This window comes from Streptomyces sp. NBC_01465 (assembly GCF_036227325.1).
Classification (GTDB): Bacteria; Actinomycetota; Actinomycetes; order Streptomycetales; family Streptomycetaceae; genus Streptomyces.
In genome coordinates, this window is record NZ_CP109467.1 from 8,167,643 (window position 1) to 8,184,873 (window position 17,231).

At 71.4% G+C, this 17,231-nt stretch carries 14 protein-coding genes and 1 pseudogene; 6 read left to right on the plus strand and 9 right to left on the minus strand.

Annotated elements, in window-relative coordinates; all coding sequences use genetic code 11:
- Positions 1-3 precede the first annotated feature (3 nt).
- Complete coding sequence (locus OG707_RS37850; RefSeq protein ID WP_329126405.1) at positions 4-2,250, minus strand: protein kinase domain-containing protein; 2,247 nt, start codon at positions 2,248-2,250, stop codon at positions 4-6.
- Between the two features lie 179 nt (positions 2,251-2,429).
- Here OG707_RS37850 and OG707_RS37855 point away from each other — a divergent pair, with 179 nt between their 5' ends.
- Together OG707_RS37855 and OG707_RS37860 are read left to right on the plus strand one after the other, a co-directional pair.
- Positions 2,430-3,170, plus strand: coding sequence for an alpha/beta hydrolase (locus OG707_RS37855; RefSeq protein ID WP_329126406.1), 741 nt, complete (start codon positions 2,430-2,432; stop codon positions 3,168-3,170).
- A gap of 1 nt (position 3,171) precedes the next feature.
- Positions 3,172-3,375 (plus strand): annotated as a pseudogene (locus OG707_RS37860) (hypothetical protein); the annotation flags it as partial.
- Between the two features lie 49 nt (positions 3,376-3,424).
- On the opposite strand, the gene OG707_RS37865 reads toward OG707_RS37860, so the two are convergent.
- The gene (locus OG707_RS37865) at positions 3,425-3,592 is read right to left on the minus strand and encodes a hypothetical protein (RefSeq protein ID WP_329126407.1); all 168 of its coding nucleotides are present in this window, start codon (positions 3,590-3,592) and stop codon (positions 3,425-3,427) included.
- Between the two features lie 113 nt (positions 3,593-3,705).
- Here OG707_RS37865 and OG707_RS37870 point away from each other — a divergent pair, with 113 nt between their 5' ends.
- The 3 genes from OG707_RS37870 to OG707_RS37880 are packed head-to-tail and all read left to right on the plus strand — an operon-like array spanning position 3,706 to position 6,711.
- Positions 3,706-5,181, plus strand: a complete 1,476-nt coding sequence (locus OG707_RS37870; RefSeq protein WP_329126408.1) for an MFS transporter — start codon at positions 3,706-3,708, stop codon at positions 5,179-5,181.
- Positions 5,178-5,744, plus strand: coding sequence for a TetR/AcrR family transcriptional regulator (locus OG707_RS37875; protein ID WP_329126409.1), 567 nt, complete (start codon positions 5,178-5,180; stop codon positions 5,742-5,744). Before OG707_RS37870 ends, OG707_RS37875 begins: the two co-directional genes overlap by 4 nt.
- A gap of 37 nt (positions 5,745-5,781) precedes the next feature.
- Entirely contained in the window at positions 5,782-6,711 is a 930-nt protein-coding gene (locus OG707_RS37880) for an aldo/keto reductase (protein ID WP_329126410.1), read from the plus strand.
- A gap of 8 nt (positions 6,712-6,719) precedes the next feature.
- Here OG707_RS37880 and OG707_RS37885 read toward each other — a convergent pair whose 3' ends face one another.
- Together OG707_RS37885 and OG707_RS37890 are read right to left on the minus strand one after the other, a co-directional pair.
- Entirely contained in the window at positions 6,720-8,291 is a 1,572-nt protein-coding gene (locus OG707_RS37885) for a mucoidy inhibitor MuiA family protein (RefSeq protein ID WP_329126411.1), read from the minus strand.
- 8 nt (positions 8,292-8,299) lie between these two features.
- The gene (locus tag OG707_RS37890) at positions 8,300-10,327 is read right to left on the minus strand and encodes a DUF4139 domain-containing protein (RefSeq protein ID WP_329126412.1); all 2,028 of its coding nucleotides are present in this window, start codon (positions 10,325-10,327) and stop codon (positions 8,300-8,302) included.
- A gap of 127 nt (positions 10,328-10,454) precedes the next feature.
- Here OG707_RS37890 and OG707_RS37895 point away from each other — a divergent pair, with 127 nt between their 5' ends.
- Positions 10,455-11,987, plus strand: a complete 1,533-nt coding sequence (locus OG707_RS37895; protein WP_329126413.1) for an alpha/beta hydrolase — start codon at positions 10,455-10,457, stop codon at positions 11,985-11,987.
- A gap of 45 nt (positions 11,988-12,032) precedes the next feature.
- Here OG707_RS37895 and OG707_RS37900 read toward each other — a convergent pair whose 3' ends face one another.
- The 5 genes from OG707_RS37900 to OG707_RS37920 all read right to left on the minus strand — a co-directional run bounded on the left by OG707_RS37900 (position 12,033) and on the right by OG707_RS37920 (position 17,224).
- Positions 12,033-12,461 carry a phospholipase gene (locus tag OG707_RS37900; protein WP_443071513.1) on the minus strand — a complete coding sequence of 143 codons (429 nt, stop codon included), beginning with the start codon at positions 12,459-12,461 and terminating at the stop codon, positions 12,033-12,035.
- A gap of 132 nt (positions 12,462-12,593) precedes the next feature.
- Positions 12,594-13,049 (minus strand): HPP family protein, encoded by a 456-nt coding sequence (locus tag OG707_RS37905; RefSeq protein WP_329126415.1) that lies wholly within the window; start codon positions 13,047-13,049, stop codon positions 12,594-12,596.
- Between the two features lie 191 nt (positions 13,050-13,240).
- Positions 13,241-14,113, minus strand: coding sequence for a hypothetical protein (locus tag OG707_RS37910; RefSeq protein WP_329126416.1), 873 nt, complete (start codon positions 14,111-14,113; stop codon positions 13,241-13,243).
- A gap of 23 nt (positions 14,114-14,136) precedes the next feature.
- Positions 14,137-15,216 (minus strand): tyrosine-protein phosphatase, encoded by a 1,080-nt coding sequence (locus OG707_RS37915; protein WP_329126417.1) that lies wholly within the window; start codon positions 15,214-15,216, stop codon positions 14,137-14,139.
- Positions 15,217-15,232: 16 nt separating this feature from the next.
- Positions 15,233-17,224 carry a hypothetical protein gene (locus OG707_RS37920; RefSeq protein ID WP_329126418.1) on the minus strand — a complete coding sequence of 664 codons (1,992 nt, stop codon included), beginning with the start codon at positions 17,222-17,224 and terminating at the stop codon, positions 15,233-15,235.
- Positions 17,225-17,231: the final 7 nt, after the last annotated feature.

Below are 17,231 nucleotides of genomic sequence, written 5' to 3' on the forward strand. Positions count from 1 at the left end.
CGGCTAGATCCGCAGGGCCCACAATCTGGATTCCTTGTCCGCGACGTAGACGCGGCCGTCTCCGGATTGTGGGTCCGTGGCGAGGGTCGTGGTGAAGTCCCCGGTCCAGAGCTCGCGGCCGGTCCCGGCATCGCGGACGGTCAGGTGCCCCCAGGTGGTGAAGAGCCGTTCGCTGGTACCGGTGAACAGCAGGTACGTGCCGGTGAGGCCGGCGTTCTCCCCGGAGCAGCGCCAGCGCTCCCGGCCGGTGCCGGCGTCCAGGCACACCGTGCCGTTTCCGGTCGGCAGGACGAAGCCGCCCTCGACGCCCAGCACGCCCCGGACGCCTTCGATCTGCTTGGCCGAGCCGTCGTCGCCGAATTCGGTGGCCCGCTTGTAGGGGCCGTCGTACGTCCACTTCACCGTGCCGGTGGTGGCGTCGAAGGCCGTGGGTCGGCGGCGCCCGCCCGCTGCCAGCGGCAGGAAGACAGTGGTGCCCGAAACAACGGCCTCCCAGGCGGATCCCGCCGAGGCCGCGCTTTCCTTGGTGTCGTTGAACGCCTGGCGCCACACCTCCTTGCCGGTCTGCATCGAGCGGCACACGAGATCGGTGGCGGCGTGCTTGCCGGCCTCGTAGCAGAGAAACAGCTTTCCGAGCGGATGCGTCAGGGGGCCCGTCGCGGTGAGGCCCGGCTGGTGCCACACGGTCTTCCCCGTGCTGCCGAGCAGCGCCGTGCCGCCGCTGATCACGAGATCTCCGGCGTACACCGCCTCGCCCGACACATCGGACTCGAACCTCCACCGGTCACGGCCCGTGCGGGGGTCGACGCCGATCACGTCCTGTTCGCCGGACACCACGACCAGGCCGCTGGGCCGGTGCACGTCCCAGCGCTCCGAGTCGAGCTCGAGGCGCCACAAACGGCTCCCGTCGGCGGTGGCGTAAGCATCGAGCCAGGGGTTGCGGTCGCTGGTCTGCTTGGTCCGGACGATGGCGGCGGGCCCGGCCACGGCGAACTGCGGGCTGCCGCCCACGTTCCAGTTCGGCGCGTTCTGCGTGGCCTTCCACAGGAGCTTGCCGCTTGCCGCGTCGAAGGCGTGCACCATTACCGGGCTGTCGCCGGAGGCCATGTACCAGCGGCCGTCGCTCACCACGGACGTGGGATTGTTCCTGTCGAGCTTCTGCGCGTCACCCACGGGCTGCGACCAGGCGACCGGGCCCTTGCCGGGGTCCTCGGAGAAATACACGGCGGCCGCGGTGCCGACCGCCCCCAGGGCGAGCGCCCCGGCGCCCCACCGCAGGGCGTTGCGCCGGCTGAACTCGGGCGGGCGAGGCGGCTGCGGATCCGATGTGGCCGTCGTGGCATCGGGAGACGGTCCGCCGCGGTCCAGCACCGTCGGTGTGCGCGGCGACGGTAGGTGCTGCCCGGCGCCACCGCTCAACGCCGTGAGTTCTGCGGCCAGTTGAGCGGCCGATGCGTAACGCCGGCCGGGCTCCTTCTCCAGCAGCCGCAGCACGAGCTCGTCCCAGGCGGCCGGGACACCGGGCAGGACGCTGCTGGGGGCCGGCGGCGTGTCGTTCAGGTGCGCGGTGAGATAGGACAGCGTGTCCGGAGCGCTGAACGGCAGTGTGCCGGTGAGCAGTTCGAAGAGCAGGCACCCCACCGCGTACAGATCGCTGCGCTCCTCGGGGCGACCGCGGGCCTGCTCCGGCGCCATGTAAGCGGCCGTACCGACCACCGTGCCCGTGCGCGTCAGCAGCTCCCCGGTCCCCGAGGGATCCGCGGCGCGGGCTATCCCGAAGTCCAGGACCTTCACCCCGCCGTTCGCCGTGATGAAGACGTTCGCCGGTTTGATGTCGCGATGTAGGACGCCGCCGGCGTGCGCCTCGGCCAGCGCCTCGCAGATCTGCGCACCCCACCGTGCCGCCTCCGGCCCGGGGACGGGTCCGCGGCGTACGACCGACTCCAGCCCCTCGCCCCGTAGGAACTCCATCACCAGAAACGGCGCGCTGCCCTCTGCCGTGACCGCCTCGCCGAGGTCGTGGACGGCGACGATGCGCGGATGCTGGAGCGCCGCGGTGATCCGGGCCTCCCGCAGGAACCGCGCCCGCAGTTCACCGGCCGCACTGCCCCCGCCGGCGAGGAGCGAGACGACTTTGACGGCGACGGTGCGTCCCAGGCGCTCGTCGTACGCCTCCCACACCTCGCCCATCCCGCCGCGTCCGACCAGTCGCTTCAGCTGGTAGCGCCCGGCCAGCAATGGCTCACCCACGACACAGCCCCCAATGATCGTTCCGGCGCCCGCATGTTACTCTCCCCGAGGCCGTGCGACAGAAAGAGGAGGTGGTACCCGTGAACGCAGTATCGACATGGGTGCTCCCTTCAGAGGTCATGGCCGGGCGATAGGTCGTCCGGGAGCGCCGTCTCTGTGCACTCCCGAAAGGCACGACCATGCATTTCACTTCTGAGCAACGCCTCGACGAAGGCGTCCTCGAACGCGAATTCACCCTCGGCGAGATCCCCGGCTTCCTGTGGACACCCGCATCCGCGTCGGCCTCCGCACCGGCGCCGCTGATCCTGCTCGGCCATCCGACGCTCGGACTGGGCAAGATGTACCCCCGGTTGGTGGCCCGGGCCCGGCACGCTGCGGCGGACGGCTTCGCCACGGCCACCATCGAGCTCCCCGGAAGCGGCGACCGGCCGCGTCTGGCCGTCGTCGATCAGGCGCGCACCGACCTGCGCCGGGCGCTGCAGGCCGGTGAGCCCGTGGGTGACGAGATCATCGACGCCCTCATCCTCCCGCTCGTCGACCAGGCGGTCCCGGAATGGCAGTCCGCCCTGGACGCGCTTCTGTCACTGCCCGAAGTCGGCGGCCCGGTCGGGTACTCGGGGGGAGTGATCTCCATCGGCATCCGACTTGCGGTGGTCGAGCCGCGCATCGCGGCCGCAGGCCTCTTCGCCGGGAGCTTCGTGCCTCGCGCCATGTTCGAGGAGGCCCGCCAGGTCACCATTCCGCTGCATGTCCTGCTGCAGTGGGACGACGAAGGGAACGACCGGCAGGCGGCCCTGGACCTCTTCGACGCCTTCGGCTCCGAGGAGAAGTGCCTCAACGCGAATATGGGCGGGCACACCGGCGTCCCGCAGTCCGCGGGTGATGCTGCGGCGCAGTTCTTCACCCGGCACCTGAAGTGAGGCCGAAGCGGCCGCGCTGGACCTGATCGACGAGTACCGGGCCGGGGTGTACCCGGTGCTCGTCGGCGGTGGCACACCGTTCCATCCTCGGGGCGAGCGCCGGGTGGATCTCGACCTGGTCGAGATGCGCGCCTTCGAGAAGGTCGTCTACCTCCGTCACCGCGTGGTGCGCTGGCCCGCGGAAGCCTTGCGGTGGCGGAAATGATGCCCCAAGGTGCAACTGGCTCCCGCCGTACGGCGGTTGGGCACGTGACCTATCGACCCTGTGGTGCGGCGCCGGACGCGGGCTCACCGCGCAGAGCGCGATCCAGGGCGCGGTCGACGACGCCCAGGTCTCGGCGAGCGGATCGGGGCAGTACCGCTGCGAACTCGTCGGCGAACCGGAGGTCTTCGAGACGTTCGACGACCCGTACTTCGGCCATGTGTTCCGTGCCCAGGTCACGATGGCCTGCGAGTAGACACCTGGCCGTCCGGCCACGGGCTGCACCATGTCATCATGCAATGACATCGCTTGATGACTTGATCGGGAAACCCCTTGCAACCCTCCATACCGGCGTCCACGCTCCGCCACCCACGCGCCCTGGTGCCCGTACTCGTCTCGCTCGGCATGCTCGTCGCCGTCGTCAGCAGCCTCGGCGCACCCCTCATCCCGACCATCGCCGCCAAGGACCACGTTCCGGTCTCCACCGCGCAGTGGGCCCTGACCGTGACGATGCTGGTCGGAGCCATCGCCACGCCCGTCATGGGACGCCTCGGCGACGGCCCGTACCGCAAGAACGTCATCCTCATCGGCCTCGCCGCCGTCCTCGCAGGCAGCCTTCTCGCCGCCCTGCCCTTCGGGTTCGCCTGCCTGCTCACCGGGCGGGCGCTGCAGGGCGTGGGGCTGGGACTCGTGCCGCTCGCCATCGCCACCGCGCGCGACGCACTGCCGCCCGAGCGGGCGCGTTCGGCGGTGGCGACGCTTTCGCTGACCACTGCCGCGGGCATCGGTCTCGGGTACCCGATCACCGGGATGTTCGCGGAGTATCTCGGCATGTACGCGGGCTTCTGGTTCGCGGCCGCCACGGCTGCCGCCGCGCTCGTAGCCACCGTGCTCGTCGTCCCCGCACCTCCGCACCGGCCCTCGACCCCCATGGACTCCCCCGGAGGACTGCTGCTCGCCGGCGGCATGGCGGCGCTCCTGGTGGCGCTGGCCGAGGGGGGGCGGTGGGGATGGGGCTCCGCGGCGCTCCTCGGGCTCGCCGCCGCGGCCGTCGTCCTGCTCACCGGCTGGGTCGTGCACTCGCTGCACTCCACACACCCGCTGGTGCGCATCCGGCTCGTCAAGGACCGCGGCGTGCTCCTTGCCAACCTCACCGTGATGGTCGGCGGCGTCGGCACGTACCTTCTGATCTCCCTGGTGACCCGGTACGTACAGACTCCGACGTCCGCCGGATACGGATTCGGCGCCTCCATCGTCGTCACGGGTCTGCTGCTCGTACCGTTCTCCGCGGCCAGCCTGATCACCGGCCGTCTCGTGCGGATGCTGGGCCGCGCGGCGACGCCCGCCCGCATGCTGCCGCTCGGCTGCCTGCTCTCGCTCGCCTCCCTCGTCTGTTTCCTGCTCGCCCGCTCCAGCCTGTGGGGCATCGGCGCGATGATGGCGCTCGCCGGACTCGGCGTCGGCGTCACCTTCGCCGTGACGCCCGGACTGATCGTCGGCGGAGTGCCCGCGCAGGAGACGGGCAGTGCGATGAGTTTCAATCAGGTCGTGAAGTACATCGGATACTCGACCGGCAGCGCCCTGAGCGCGGTCATCCTGCAGGCCGCCACGGCTCCCGGTGCGCAACTGCCGACGAACGACGGCTATCGCACCGCGGGTCTCGCGGGCTGCACCGCGTTCCTGCTCACCGGCATCCTCGCCGTGGTGCTCACCCGCGCGGGGGTGAAGCGTCCGTCCGTCGTCACCGTGCACAGGGGCACGCCCGCCTCGTCGGGTGCCGAGGTACGTACCGAGGCCGGCCGCCCGTGAACGCGAGCGACTCCGCCGGCCCGCGCCGCAACTCCGCCCGCAGCCGCGAAGCGCTGCTGCGCGCCGCGACCGAACTGTTCTCCGAGCACGGCTACGACCGCACCACGATCCGCGAGATCGGCGAGCGGGCCGGGGTGGACCCGGCGCTCATCGCCCGCTACTTCGGCAGCAAGCCCCTGCTGTACGTGGAGGTGCTGCGCGCCGAGCACGGGGACGCCGCGCCGGACGATCTGCTCACCGAGCCCCGGCTGCGGGAGATCGCCGAGCGTGCGCAGCGGCGCGGCCCGGTGCCGCTGCTGCGCGTGGCCGTCCAGCCGTTGAGCGACCCGGCCGCGCAGGACGCCACCCGTGCCGCGCTGACGGCCCGCCTCGTGGAACCGCTGCGCGCACGCTTCGAACGCGAGGGCCGCGACCGTCCCGGGCTGCGGGCCGATGTCCTGGTGGCGGCCGTCGCCGGGGTCCTGCTCGCACGTCACTCCGGGGCGTTCGACGACCTGGCCGACGCGGAGACGGACGAGGTCGTCGACGTACTCCTTGAGATGTTCGACGGCGGCACTCGGTGACTGGCGCCGCGGCCGCCCGCTCGACGAGGATGGACCCATGAAGACGATCACCTTCCCCGACACCGAACTGCAGTCCTCGAACGTCGTCCTGGGCCTGATGCGCATCGCCGAAATGGCCGATGACGACATCCGCACCCTGTACGGCAGCGCCCGTGACGCCGGGATCAACACCTTCGACCACGCGGACATCTACGGCCCGTCGCGGCACGCCTGCGAGCAGCGCTTCGGCGAGGCCGTCAAACTCTCCGCCGCGGAGCGCGAATCGATCGTCATCCAGAGCAAGGTCGGTATCCGGCCCGGCTTCTTCGACTTCTCCAAAGAGCACATCCTGCGCACCGTCGACGAGTCGCTCGCGGCCCTGCGCACCGACTACCTCGACATGCTCCTGCTGCACCGGCCCGACACCCTCGTGGAGCCCGAGGAGGTGGCCGCGGCCTTCGACGAGCTGCACGCCGCGGGGAAGGTCGTGAACTTCGGCGTCTCCAACCACACCCCGGGCCAGATCGAACTGCTGAAGACCGCGGTGCGCCGGCCGCTGGTGGCCAACCAGGTGCAGTTGAGCATCACCCACTGCCCGATGATCGCCTCGGGCATCGCCGCGAACATGGGCGGCCTCGACCAGTCGGTCGACCGCGACAACGGCCTCCTCGACTACTCGCGGCTGCACGGCATGACCCTGCAGGCGTGGTCGCCGTTCCAGAAGGGCTTCTTCGACGGGGTCTTCATCGGCGACCGGGAGAACTTCGCCGAACTGAACACCGCCCTCGAGGAGTTGGCCGCGAAGTACGAGGTGACCCCGACCGGCATCGCGGTCGCATGGATCACCCGGCACCCGGCACACATGCAGGTGGTGCTCGGTACCACCAACCCGGGCCGGGTCGCGGAGTCCGCGGCGGGCTCGGACCTCCCGCTCACGCGTGAGGAGTGGTACCGCCTCTTCCGCGCGGCCGGGCACGTCCTTCCGTAACCCCGCCCTCATACCCCCGTCACCTTTCCGCTCGACGACAGTTCGTAGACGAGCGTCACCGTGCGCCGGCCCCCGGGCGGCAGCGCGACGTTCCAGCGGGCGATGCCCTCGGCGTCGAGCGAGTCCGGGGCGGGGGAGCAGGCCTCTTTGCGGAGCCGGACCTCGACCTCCGACACCTCGGAGACCGGGATCCGCTCCCGTAGGCCGACCACGCGTTCTCCGGTCTCGTCCGGCGCGGAGAACCGCGAGAGATGCAGCCGGACCGTACGGGTGACGACCGTACGGTGGGTGAGTCCGGTGGTGTCGCGGGACTCGTCGGTCTCACGGATCACGCGGAAGGTGTCCGAACTGCCGAACGCCAGCTCGGCGGGGGCGCCCTGGGCGGTGAAGGCCAGCGTGCCGCGGCCGGTGAACCCGCTGCCGCGGACGAGGTCCACGGGACCGGCGAGCAGCGCATGGCCCGAGGTGTTGGCGAACCGCACCACCTCGGTGACCAGCGGGGAGAGTTCGGGCGCGCAGGCGTACTCGCTCCGTGCCGCCGAGACGGCGGAGGTCAGCGGTGTGCGGTGGGCGCGTCCGTCGCTGGGCACGCTGACCGGTGCGGATGCGTGCAGGACGCGTGCCTCGCCGCCGTCGTCCACGCCCGGCAGACCGGCGACCGGAGTCGGACCGAGATCCGTGATGTCTTCTTCGCGCAACTCCACGTCGACCGTGCGGCGTTCGGCCGTGGACCGGTCCCGGAGGGTGAGCCGGTCCGCCACCAGCCGGGGCGGGGCGGTGGCGTGGGCCGACCGGGCCGTCGACAGCGTCAGCCGTACGTCGGTCCAGTCCTCGCCGGTGCGCTGCCACACCACCGCGTCGGTCTGCAGCGTCAGTTCGCCGTCGCCGAGCGCGGCGCGGTAGGCGGGGCGCCACGCGGCGCAGGGCGTGAGATGGCTCAGGCGCAGGTGGGCCGTACCGGCGGATCGTGCGCGCACCGTCAGTTCGATGTGGGCGGTCAGCGCCGGGGGTTCCTCCTCGGCGAGGTCCAGCGCCTGCCAGGTCTGCTTCAGCTCGGCCGCGAGCCTCGCCGACTGGGCTTCTGTGGACCGGAGTTCGTCGTCGTGGGTGTCGATCTCGGCATCCACCCGGTCCAGCTCGCGCTCCCAGCGCTCCGCCTCGGTCTCGCCCGAACCGGCGCCCTCACCGATGTCCCGCAGCAGATCGGCGGACAGCTTCCCGAGCACGTCGAGGCGGGTCCGGAGCCTGTCGCGCCGCTGCTCCAGCGGACGGCGCTCCTCCTCCAGGGCGTGGGCGTGGCGACGCAGCCGGGAGTCCTCGTCCGTCGGCGGCTGCGGACTGCGCGGTGTCCAGGCCCGCACCAGCCGTACGTCGACGACGGCGGCGTCCGGGGCGCCGGTGAGTTCCGCGTGCAGGCTGCGGTCGACGGCAAGCGCGCTGACGGGGCCGAGGAGCAGCCGCTGGACTCCGGCCGCCACCTCCACGGTGGTGGTGCGCTCGACGTGGGCGCGGTCCTCCAGGCAGGTCACCGCGGTCACGGGCAGGGGAGTCGGGGTCGGAGATGTCGGTGATTCGTACATGGCGGGTGTCAGCTCCTCCGGTTGCCGCCGGTGAGGGCCTTGGCGGCCGGGATGCGGATCTCGTAGCCGCCGTCGAGCACGGTGGTGCCGCCCGCGGGCACGTCCACCCGCCACAGGCGCGTGCCGGGCACGTGATGCTCGGGCCCGTCCTCACCGTCCACCGGGTGTTGCCAGTTGCCTCGTTCCTCGATGCGTACGTCGGGCTCGGACGTCACAGGGACGCGCTCGCGCACCTCCACGGTGACCTGCCGGGCGAGGCGGTTGGCCAGCTCCACATGGACGCGGTGGTCGAACACCGCGGTCGTGTTGCGCAGCCCCGCGGTGGATTCGCGCAGCTCCGTACGGCGGGCGGCCCGGACTGCCTCGGCCGGTCCGAGTCCCACCCGGCCGGTGGCGCCGGGCGCCAGGGTCGGAAGTGCCGTGGTCGGCAGATGTTCGCCGTCGACCGTGATGTCCACGGGGCCCGCCAGAAGCGCCTGGTCGGTGGTGTTGGAGACCAGCAGGGTCGCGTACACGGTCTCGTCGACGGACGGCACGCACACGTACTCGGTGCGCAGGCCCATCGGGAGCCGGGCGACGGTGACGGTGTGCCAGGTGCCGTCGGAAGGGATGTCCGTGGGGTCCGAGGCGTCGTAGCGGTGGTCGAACGACCCTGCCGACTCGCGGGGGCGCACCGCATGACTGGGCAGCGGCAGCGAGCTCGGCAGCTCCGCGCGGCGCCGGTACTCGGAGGCCACCGCGTCGGTGGGGGAGCCCGGCAGTAGGAGACCGCGCCGGCCGCCGTGCTCATCGGGTCCGGACAGGACGAGGTCGGAGTAGTCGAGTTCCGAGGCGCTGGGCTGCGGCGGCCCCAGCGGCGGGGGAGGGGGCGGTGCCGAGGCCTGGCCGGGGGGAGCGGGCGCGGCGGGTCTGGCGCCGCCGCCCGTACGAGGACGAGCCGATGGCGGTGGCAGGGGCGCGGCACCCCCGTAGCCCTGCGGTGCGGTGTCGGCCGCTGCGCCGGGCGCGGGTGGTGCGAGGGAGTACGGCGCGCCGAACCCCGCGGGCTCCTCCGCGTAGCCGACGGACGCCACAGCTTTCCGGACAGGGGCAGGGGCAGGGCGCGGCCCCGCCGCGACGTACCCGGTGAACAGGTCGGCGAGCCCCGCCGGAGGCTCGCGCCAGCCGGACGGCTCGGGGACGGCCTGCCGGCGCCCGATCCGCAGCGAGCGGAGTTTCGGGACGCCGGTGGGGCGCAGCAGATCGGCGGTGGACAGACCGAGCTGCACATCCGACCAGTCCTCCCCGGTGCGCTGCGCGACGGTGGCGCGGAGCACCAGCTGTGCGTCGCCCTCCCCCTGACGATGCGTCAATCGATAGGCCGGAACCCAGACCGCGCCCGGCACGCGGTACTCCAGCTCCACCTCCACTGCGGTCCCGTCGGCGTCCGACTCGGCTCCGTCCACGGTGAGTTCGGCCAGGACGGTCGTATGCACAGGCGTGTGCGGAGCGTCCGTGGACGCGCGCGCGAGCCGGTCCGTGGCGAGGCCGAGTTCGTGCTCGATCCGGCGGAGCTCCGCGTCCAGTTCCGCGAGCCCGTCGTGCAGAGCCGTCAGCCGCCCGTCGACGAAGCCCGCGAGATCCAGCCATGCGTCGACGGGAGTGCGCCGGTGCGGATCCTCACGCTTGCGCGGCGGCGGGACCGGGCGCAGCGCCGAGACCGCTTCGATGCGCCCTGCCTGCCGGTCCCGCCGTACCTGCGCGACGCGCTGCGCCTCGTGCAGCCGCTCCACCTCGAGGTACAGCTCGTGATGGGTGCCGGGCGCCACCGGTTCGGCCTCGACGGCCGGCCGCACCTCGCTGACCCGGACGCCCGGCGTGTCCACGACGCGGGCGCGCAGGGAGTCCCGGTCCAGCGACCGCGGCAGTCCGCTCACCCGTACCCGGCCGTCCGACGGCACGACTCCACGGGCCAGCCGCCGGCAGACCGCGCCGCGTGCGTACACCACCACCGACGTCAGCTTCGATTCCCACGGCTGCGCCGCCGGATCCGTCATCGTGCCTTCCTCCCCAGGGTGCCGCCGAGTGCGGCGGCAAGGACCGTACGGTACGCGAGTGGAACGTGTGAAGAGCAGGGGGCTCCGTATGTACAAGTGGGTCTGGAATGCAGGGGATTCGGCCCGGATGTTCCGTCGCCGTGCTGCCGCGACCCTGCTGGCGGCCGTCGTGACGGCCGCAGGCGCCGGGTGCGACCCCGGCAAGCACGCGGGGCCGGGTGGAGGCGGCGGGACGGGACGCCGGGTCGAGGCGAAGGCGTCGAATCCGCCACCGGGGCTGCCCGCCGCCCTGACCGCCGGTCAGCGGCTCCACTGGTCCGCCTGCCCGGCACCGACCGCTGCACAGGGCAACGGCGACGCCCCGGGCGCCGGCTGGGAATGCGCCACGATGAAGGCGCCGCTGGACTACCGGAAGCCCGCCCGCGAAACGATCGGCGTCGCGCTGATACGGAAGCGGGCCACCGGTCCGGAGAACAAGCGCCTCGGGTCGTTGCTGCTCAACTTCGGAGGACCCGGAGTGTCGGGCGTCATGGAGCTCCCCGAGTTCGAGGGGATGTACAGGTCGTTGGGCGAGCGGTACGACCTGGTCAGCTTCGATCCGCGAGGGGTCGGTGGGACCATTCCCGTCAACTGCGGTGCGAAGGCGTACGAGGGCAGCGACGCCTGCAAGCGGTATTCCGGCAAGTTCCTGCCGTACGTGGGGACTTCGCACACCGCGCGCGATCTGGACCTGATGCGCTATCTCCTCGGTGACAAGAAGCTGAACTACTTCGGCGTGTCCTACGGCACCAAGCTGGGCGCCGTCTACGCCCACCTCTACCCGAAGAACGTGGGCAGACTCGTGCTCGATGCGCCCGTCGACCCCACGCAGGACCGCGCGCAGGCGGACGTCAGCCAGGCCAAGGCTGTCCAGCGCGCTTTCGAGCGCTTCGCACAGCACTGCGCGAGCAGCGACGACGACTGCCCCACCGGCAGCGACCCCGGGCAGGCCGACCGGCGCGTCATCGAGCTGATGGACAAGCTCGACAAGACACCCGCCCCCACGGGCGGCAAGGAGAAGCTGAACGGCGAACTCACCGCGCTCGCCATCGCGAACTTTCTGGACCTCGGCGAGGACAGCTGGGCGTCCTTGATCAAGGCACTCAAGCAGGTCGTCGAGCAGGGATCCGGCAGCCAGTTGATGCGCAAGGCCTACGACCACGAGCCGGGCGCGCGGGCCCGGCAGGGCTCGTCATCGGGCGGCAACGGCACGTCCGCCCTCGTCGCCATCACCTGCGCCGACTCCAACCTGCGCCCCGGATTCACGCAGTACGACGACATGGCCGAGCGGGTCACCGAGGCCTCACCGGTCTTCGGCAAGGCACTCTCCGGAAACGTCTACCTCTGCTTCGACTGGCCGTTCGCAGGCGAGAGCGCCACCCCCGACGTCAGCGCGCCCGGCGCCGCCCCGATCCTCGTCGTCGCCAACACCGGCGACCCGACGACCCCGTACGAGGGCGGACCGCACATGGTGAACGAGCTGGGGACGGGTGTCGGCGTGCTGCTGACCGTGCGGGCCGAGGGGCACGGGTCGTATCCCCAAGTCCGGTGCGCGGCCAAGGCCATCGACACGTACCTCTTCGACGGCCGGCTCCCCGAACGCGGCACGACCTGCTCCTGAGCCGAGCGCCCCGCCGTCCGGCGGGGCGCTCGTGACCGGAAACGATCAGCCGAGGGCCTTGACCGCCTGGTAGTACGTCCACGCCAGCGAGTTGCACGCGGCCTTCGGCACGGTGCTCATGGGCGCGCAGACCCGCTTGAGGTCCTCGTAGAGGGCGCTGTCGAGGCGTGCCTTGTTGGCGTCGAAGGTGCCTATCGCCTTGTAGTTGCGGTAGCCGAAGTCGTGCCGCGCACAGGGGAGTTCGAACTTGAAGCCGAGCGGGTTGTCCGGAGAGGTCGAGCAGTAGTCGGTGGTCCAGTTGAATCCGTACGCGGACCAGGCCCCCTGGTTGTTGCGGGCGGCGATGAACGCGTTGTAGCTGGAGGCGGTGGTCTGGGTCCAGGACGAGAGCACCTGCGGCTTGTCGGCGGGGGCTGCGGTGGCGGTCGAGCTGAGTGCCGTGACGGCGAGCAGGGCGGTGGCCGACACGCCGATGCCTCTGACGAGCTGACGGTTCAAGGGGTGCCTCCGGGGTTGGTGTGGCCTCAGGGGTGTACCGGAACCGCATCAGTCTGAGAGGGCGTCACACAGCCCCGGCGGAGCGTGACTTGAGCTCGAGCGCGGCACTCACCACCAGTAGACGGGGTACGGCTGACGGGCCGCGCGGGCGGCTACCACTCCCACGGTCACCAGCAGCAGCGAACCCACCGCGAGCAGACCCAGAAAAGGGGCCGGGGCAGGATCGGTGAGCGCCACGATGACGGCGGTGGCCGCCGCGGGCGAATGTGTCATCCGCAGGACCAGCATCACGCCCACCGACAGGCCTCCCGCGACCGCGGCGCTCCACTTGTTGGCACCGCCGGCGTACAGGACCAGGAAGCCCGTTACCGCGGAAGCGAGTTGACCGCCGATCACATTGCGCGGCTGCCCGAGCGGCGTCGCCGATGCTGCCGTCACCAGGGACATGCTCGCCGCGAGCGGGGGAATCAGCAGCGTCTGACCCCACCAGACACCCACCACGACCAGGAGGACGAGCGCGCCGACCGACGACGCGGTGGCGATCAGGAGCGACCGGGTCGGCATGCGCGACGGGGCCTTGCTCCGGTACCACGGTGGTGGAGCCGTCGGTGCAACGCCGCTCCGGGTGGTGGCAGTTGGGGGCATGCTGATGGATCGCCTCCTGGGCAGGGCGGACTCCTGGCGGCGGCCCGGTGAGGGGCCGCCACCTACCTCCTTTTGTATACAGTATGGAATCCGGTGGTGGAAGACGGACGTCAGCCGGCCGTGGCGTAGTGCTGCAGATAGAGGAAGACCGACTTCCAGCCGGAGCCCACATTGAGGATGTGGAGCTGGCCTCCGGACGGCCCGAGATCGAGCGCGGTGATGCCCTCGGTCTCGTCGTCCGCCTCGACGTCCTGGGCGAACTCCCGGGTGACCGCGCCCGTGACGGGATCGATCGCGTACACGGACTTGTCGCCGGAGATGTCCACCGAGGCGTAGAGCCTGCCCCGGAAGAGCGTGGCGCCCTGGATCCTGCTCAGCGGGCGCGACAGCTTCACCGTACGCAGCACGGGGAGCGCCGAACCGGCCGGCAGTGTCCGCAGGTCGTTCAGGCCGAAGACGACGAGCTGGTCGGTGGAGTGGGCGGAGTCCTGGTTCCAGGCGGCGGCATAGACGAGTCCGGCCGCCGCGTCGACGGCCACCCAGGGGACGCCGTCGGGGAAGAGGTCGTGCGGGAGCTGGACGTAACTGCCGGTGTAGGCGAGGTCGGTGGTGAAGAGGGCGAGGAGCGGGTGCTGGTAGTTCTTGCCGTCCTCCAGGGGTGCGACGATCCGGCCGTCCGCGTAGTCGATGTCGCCGATGTGGTCGGTTCCGTACTTGCTGCTGAGCGCCGGCGGGATCGCGAAGGGGTTCGACGCGGTCTCGTGGTCGCCGGAGACCGTCGTTCTGACCAGGCTGTAGGTGCCCGAGTAGTAGAAGGACGTGTTGTCCGTCGCGATGCCCTGACCGCGCGTGAGAGCGGTCAGGGCCGTCCATCGCTGGTAGTCGGGCGTACGGGACCAGGTGGCGGCGCTAGCCGACTGCGGCAGCAGGGCGAGCGCCACGGCCAGTGCGGTGCAGGTGAGTGTCGTGCGGATGCGGTTCATCGGTCGGGGCCCTCGCCTTCTCGTCAGGTGAGCAGCTTGGCGCGCAGCGTGGCGATCGTGGCGTCATCGAGCTTGAGCCCCTGGTGCAGATACGCGTCGAAGCTGCCGTAGATGTGGTCGACCTCCGCGAACGCGGCGCGCAGCCAGGACAGTTCCACCGCCTTGGGGTCGCCCGTGTACGTATTGCTGGCGAGGAAGTCCGCCTCGACGGTGGCGCGCGGGACGCCGAGGAGCGTGAGGAGGACGGCGGTGCTCCAGCCGGTGCGGTCCTTGCCCGCTGAGCAGTGGTAGACGGTGGCGCCGTCGTTGGTGGCCACGGCGGTCAGCAGATCGTGGAAGGCGTAGTCGGCGCCCTTGAAGTCGACCATGAAGGGGTAGCCGATGGACTGGCCGAGGTCCGAGGAGCCGGAGAAGAGGCCTGCGGCCAGGGCGCCGGCGAGAGTGAGGAGGGCCGAGCTGTGGAAGCCGATGCCGTGGCTGAGCGAGACGACGTCGGCGACCTGGTAGCGGATTCCGGCAGGGAGCGCGTCCGGATCGTCCTTGCGCTCCGAGGAGTTGCGCAGGTCGACGTCGAGCGTGATGTGCTGGGAGAGGAGCTTCTGCTGCTCGGCGGGGGTGAGCGAGGACAGCTTGTTGGAGCGGTAGGCGAGGCCGGTGCGCACCCAGCGGCCGTCGGTCGTACGGTAGCCGCCGACGTCCCGGAAGTTCTTCGCCGACGCGATGGAGAGGGAACGCTCGGCGACGACGAGCGGGGTGCCGCCGTCGGGGGTGAGGCGGAAGTACCAGCGTTCCGCGGCCGGCAGCGTCCCCGCAGGGACGGTGAGCGAGCCCGAACCCGCCGCCGTGCCGAGGGTTGTCCCGGTGGTGGCCGCCGGGTCGGTGACGGCCGTGACGGTGACCGAGGCGGCGGGCGACGCCCAGGCGAGGGTGTAGCCGCCGTCGGCGGTGAGGTGGGCCTCGGCCGCGGTGAACGGCGCGGGAGCGGCGGACAGAGCTGCGGCGGACAGGGGTGCGGCGGCCGCGGGGGCCGCCAGGGCCGGGCCGGCGCCGATGAGCAGGAGTGTGGCGAGGGCGGCGCCGGTCACCTTCCGTTGCGTACGCATGACGGTGATCCTCCGGTCAGGGTGTGGGGATGGCGGTGCAGGGGAGGGTGCCGCAGACATCTATGACCTGCCCGGTGGTCAGGAAGGTGGCCTTCTGCTGACGGGCGGCTGACGAGTTGCGGGGGTCCGAGTGCGGGTCGTGACCGTAGGCGGGTTCCGTGGGAGGGGTGTTGGTGACCGGCGGGCTCGGTGTGCCGCTGTCCCAGACCACCATCGCCGAGCCCTGATAAGGGAGTTGAGCGGCGGAGACTGTACGGATGCCCCAGTACGGCACCCGGTCGGGACTGCGGCCGGGGGCCAGTGCGGGCGTGACGATCCGGGCGCCGATCGTACGGGCCTCGACCTCGGCGGCGGCATTGGCCACCTGGTGGTCGCCGTACGCGATGTGCATCAATACCTGGTGGTGGTCGGTGAGTTGGGCGGCGTAACCGTTCGTCTCGCCTCGGTCCCACACCATCTGGAACAGCTGCAGGACCACCTGCTGCCGGAGCTTGTCCGGGTAGGCGACGTCCAGGACCTGCTGGAAGGGGGCGAAGTCGGCGCTGCGGTTGAGGAGCAGTCCGTAATTCATCCCGGTGACGCCGAGGACCCCGCGGCGGATGTCCTTCGACGCGGCGACGAGTGCGCCGCCCAGGATGCCGCCCTGGCTGTTCCCGTCGTACGCGAGACCGTGCGCGGTGTCGAGCAGCGGGCGCCCGTCGGGAGTGCGGAAGGAGGCGTCGGCGGTCAGCCCGTGCGGATGGATCAGATCGCGTCCCAGGAAGAGGGCGTTGAGCATGCCCTGCTCCGAGCGCTCGGGGACGGCGGGGAAGAGACTCAGGTCGGCCAGGGCGCCGAGGACGACGGGGATGTCCTCCTGGGCCATGCCGATCCAGTCGGTCGAGCAGAAGGTGAAGTTGTGCTCGGCGGCCATCGCCTTGACGTTGCCCGCTCCGACCTCGTTGCGGCTGCCGAGCAGTCCGTGCCCGTACAGCGAGGGGCGGGACGGCGAGGTGAAGGCCGAGCGGGGTATCTCGCAGCGGAACAGGGCGAGTTGGGTGTTGCCCGGCAACCGGTCCGGTCGGCCGTCGCGGCCGCGGTGGAGGGTGGATCCGGGGAGTCCGCCAGGCAGCGAGAGATAGCTGGGGACGGTGACCTGGCCGGAGACCTCGCGGGCGATGGACGGATCCTGTGCGGCGGTGAAGTCCTTCACGCCGGTGACCTTGAACTCCGGTGCTCCGGAGCCGAGACGGCGGAACGCGTCGTCGCGCAGCGAGAAGAGATCGCCGGTGAGGCTGCGGGCGCTGGCCACGGTGAAGTCCCAGGCCAGGTAGAGACCCCTGGTCGTCACATGGCGGCGCTGCAGCGCGTCGAGCGCGGGCCGCAGAGCGCGCTGACGCTCGTACAGCGGGTTGCTGCGGGGGAGCCGGTGGCCGGACACCGCCCTGAACGCCTCGGAGGCCGGCAGCGTACGGCCGTCGGAGCCCTTGAGGGAGCGCAGGGCCACCACATAGCGGTGGCCCTCGCGGAAGTTGCGGGCCGGGTGGACGAGCAGCGCCTGGCGGTCGGGGCTCGTGGCATTGGAGTCCAACTCCGCCCAGTACGGCCACCGTTCGCCCGTCGCGGCGTCCATCAGCACGATGGGGGCGTTCGCGTCGAGCGAGCGGCCGATGTCGGTGAGCGGTGCGGCGCCGGTGGCGTTCAGATCGAGCCCGGGCACCTGCACGATCAACGCCGAACCCGGTGAGAAGCCGTCGGAGCGGTTCCAGGCGGTGGGGTCCGCGGGGACGCCCGCCGCGTTCGTGGGGAGCGTGGCGGAGGTGAAGTCCACCCGCCGCCCGGTGGCAGTGGAGGAATCGGCGCGCGTGAACCAGTCGTTGGGGAACGGCAGCAGGCACTCGGCGGGGGCGAGAGGGTCGCAGCCGCGCACCTGTGCGTGAGTGGCGGCGGCCTGGGACGTGGTGGGCGACAGCAGTGCGGCGGCGGCGCCGAGCGCCGCCGCCAGCACCGTGAGAACACGGATGCGCATGAGTTCG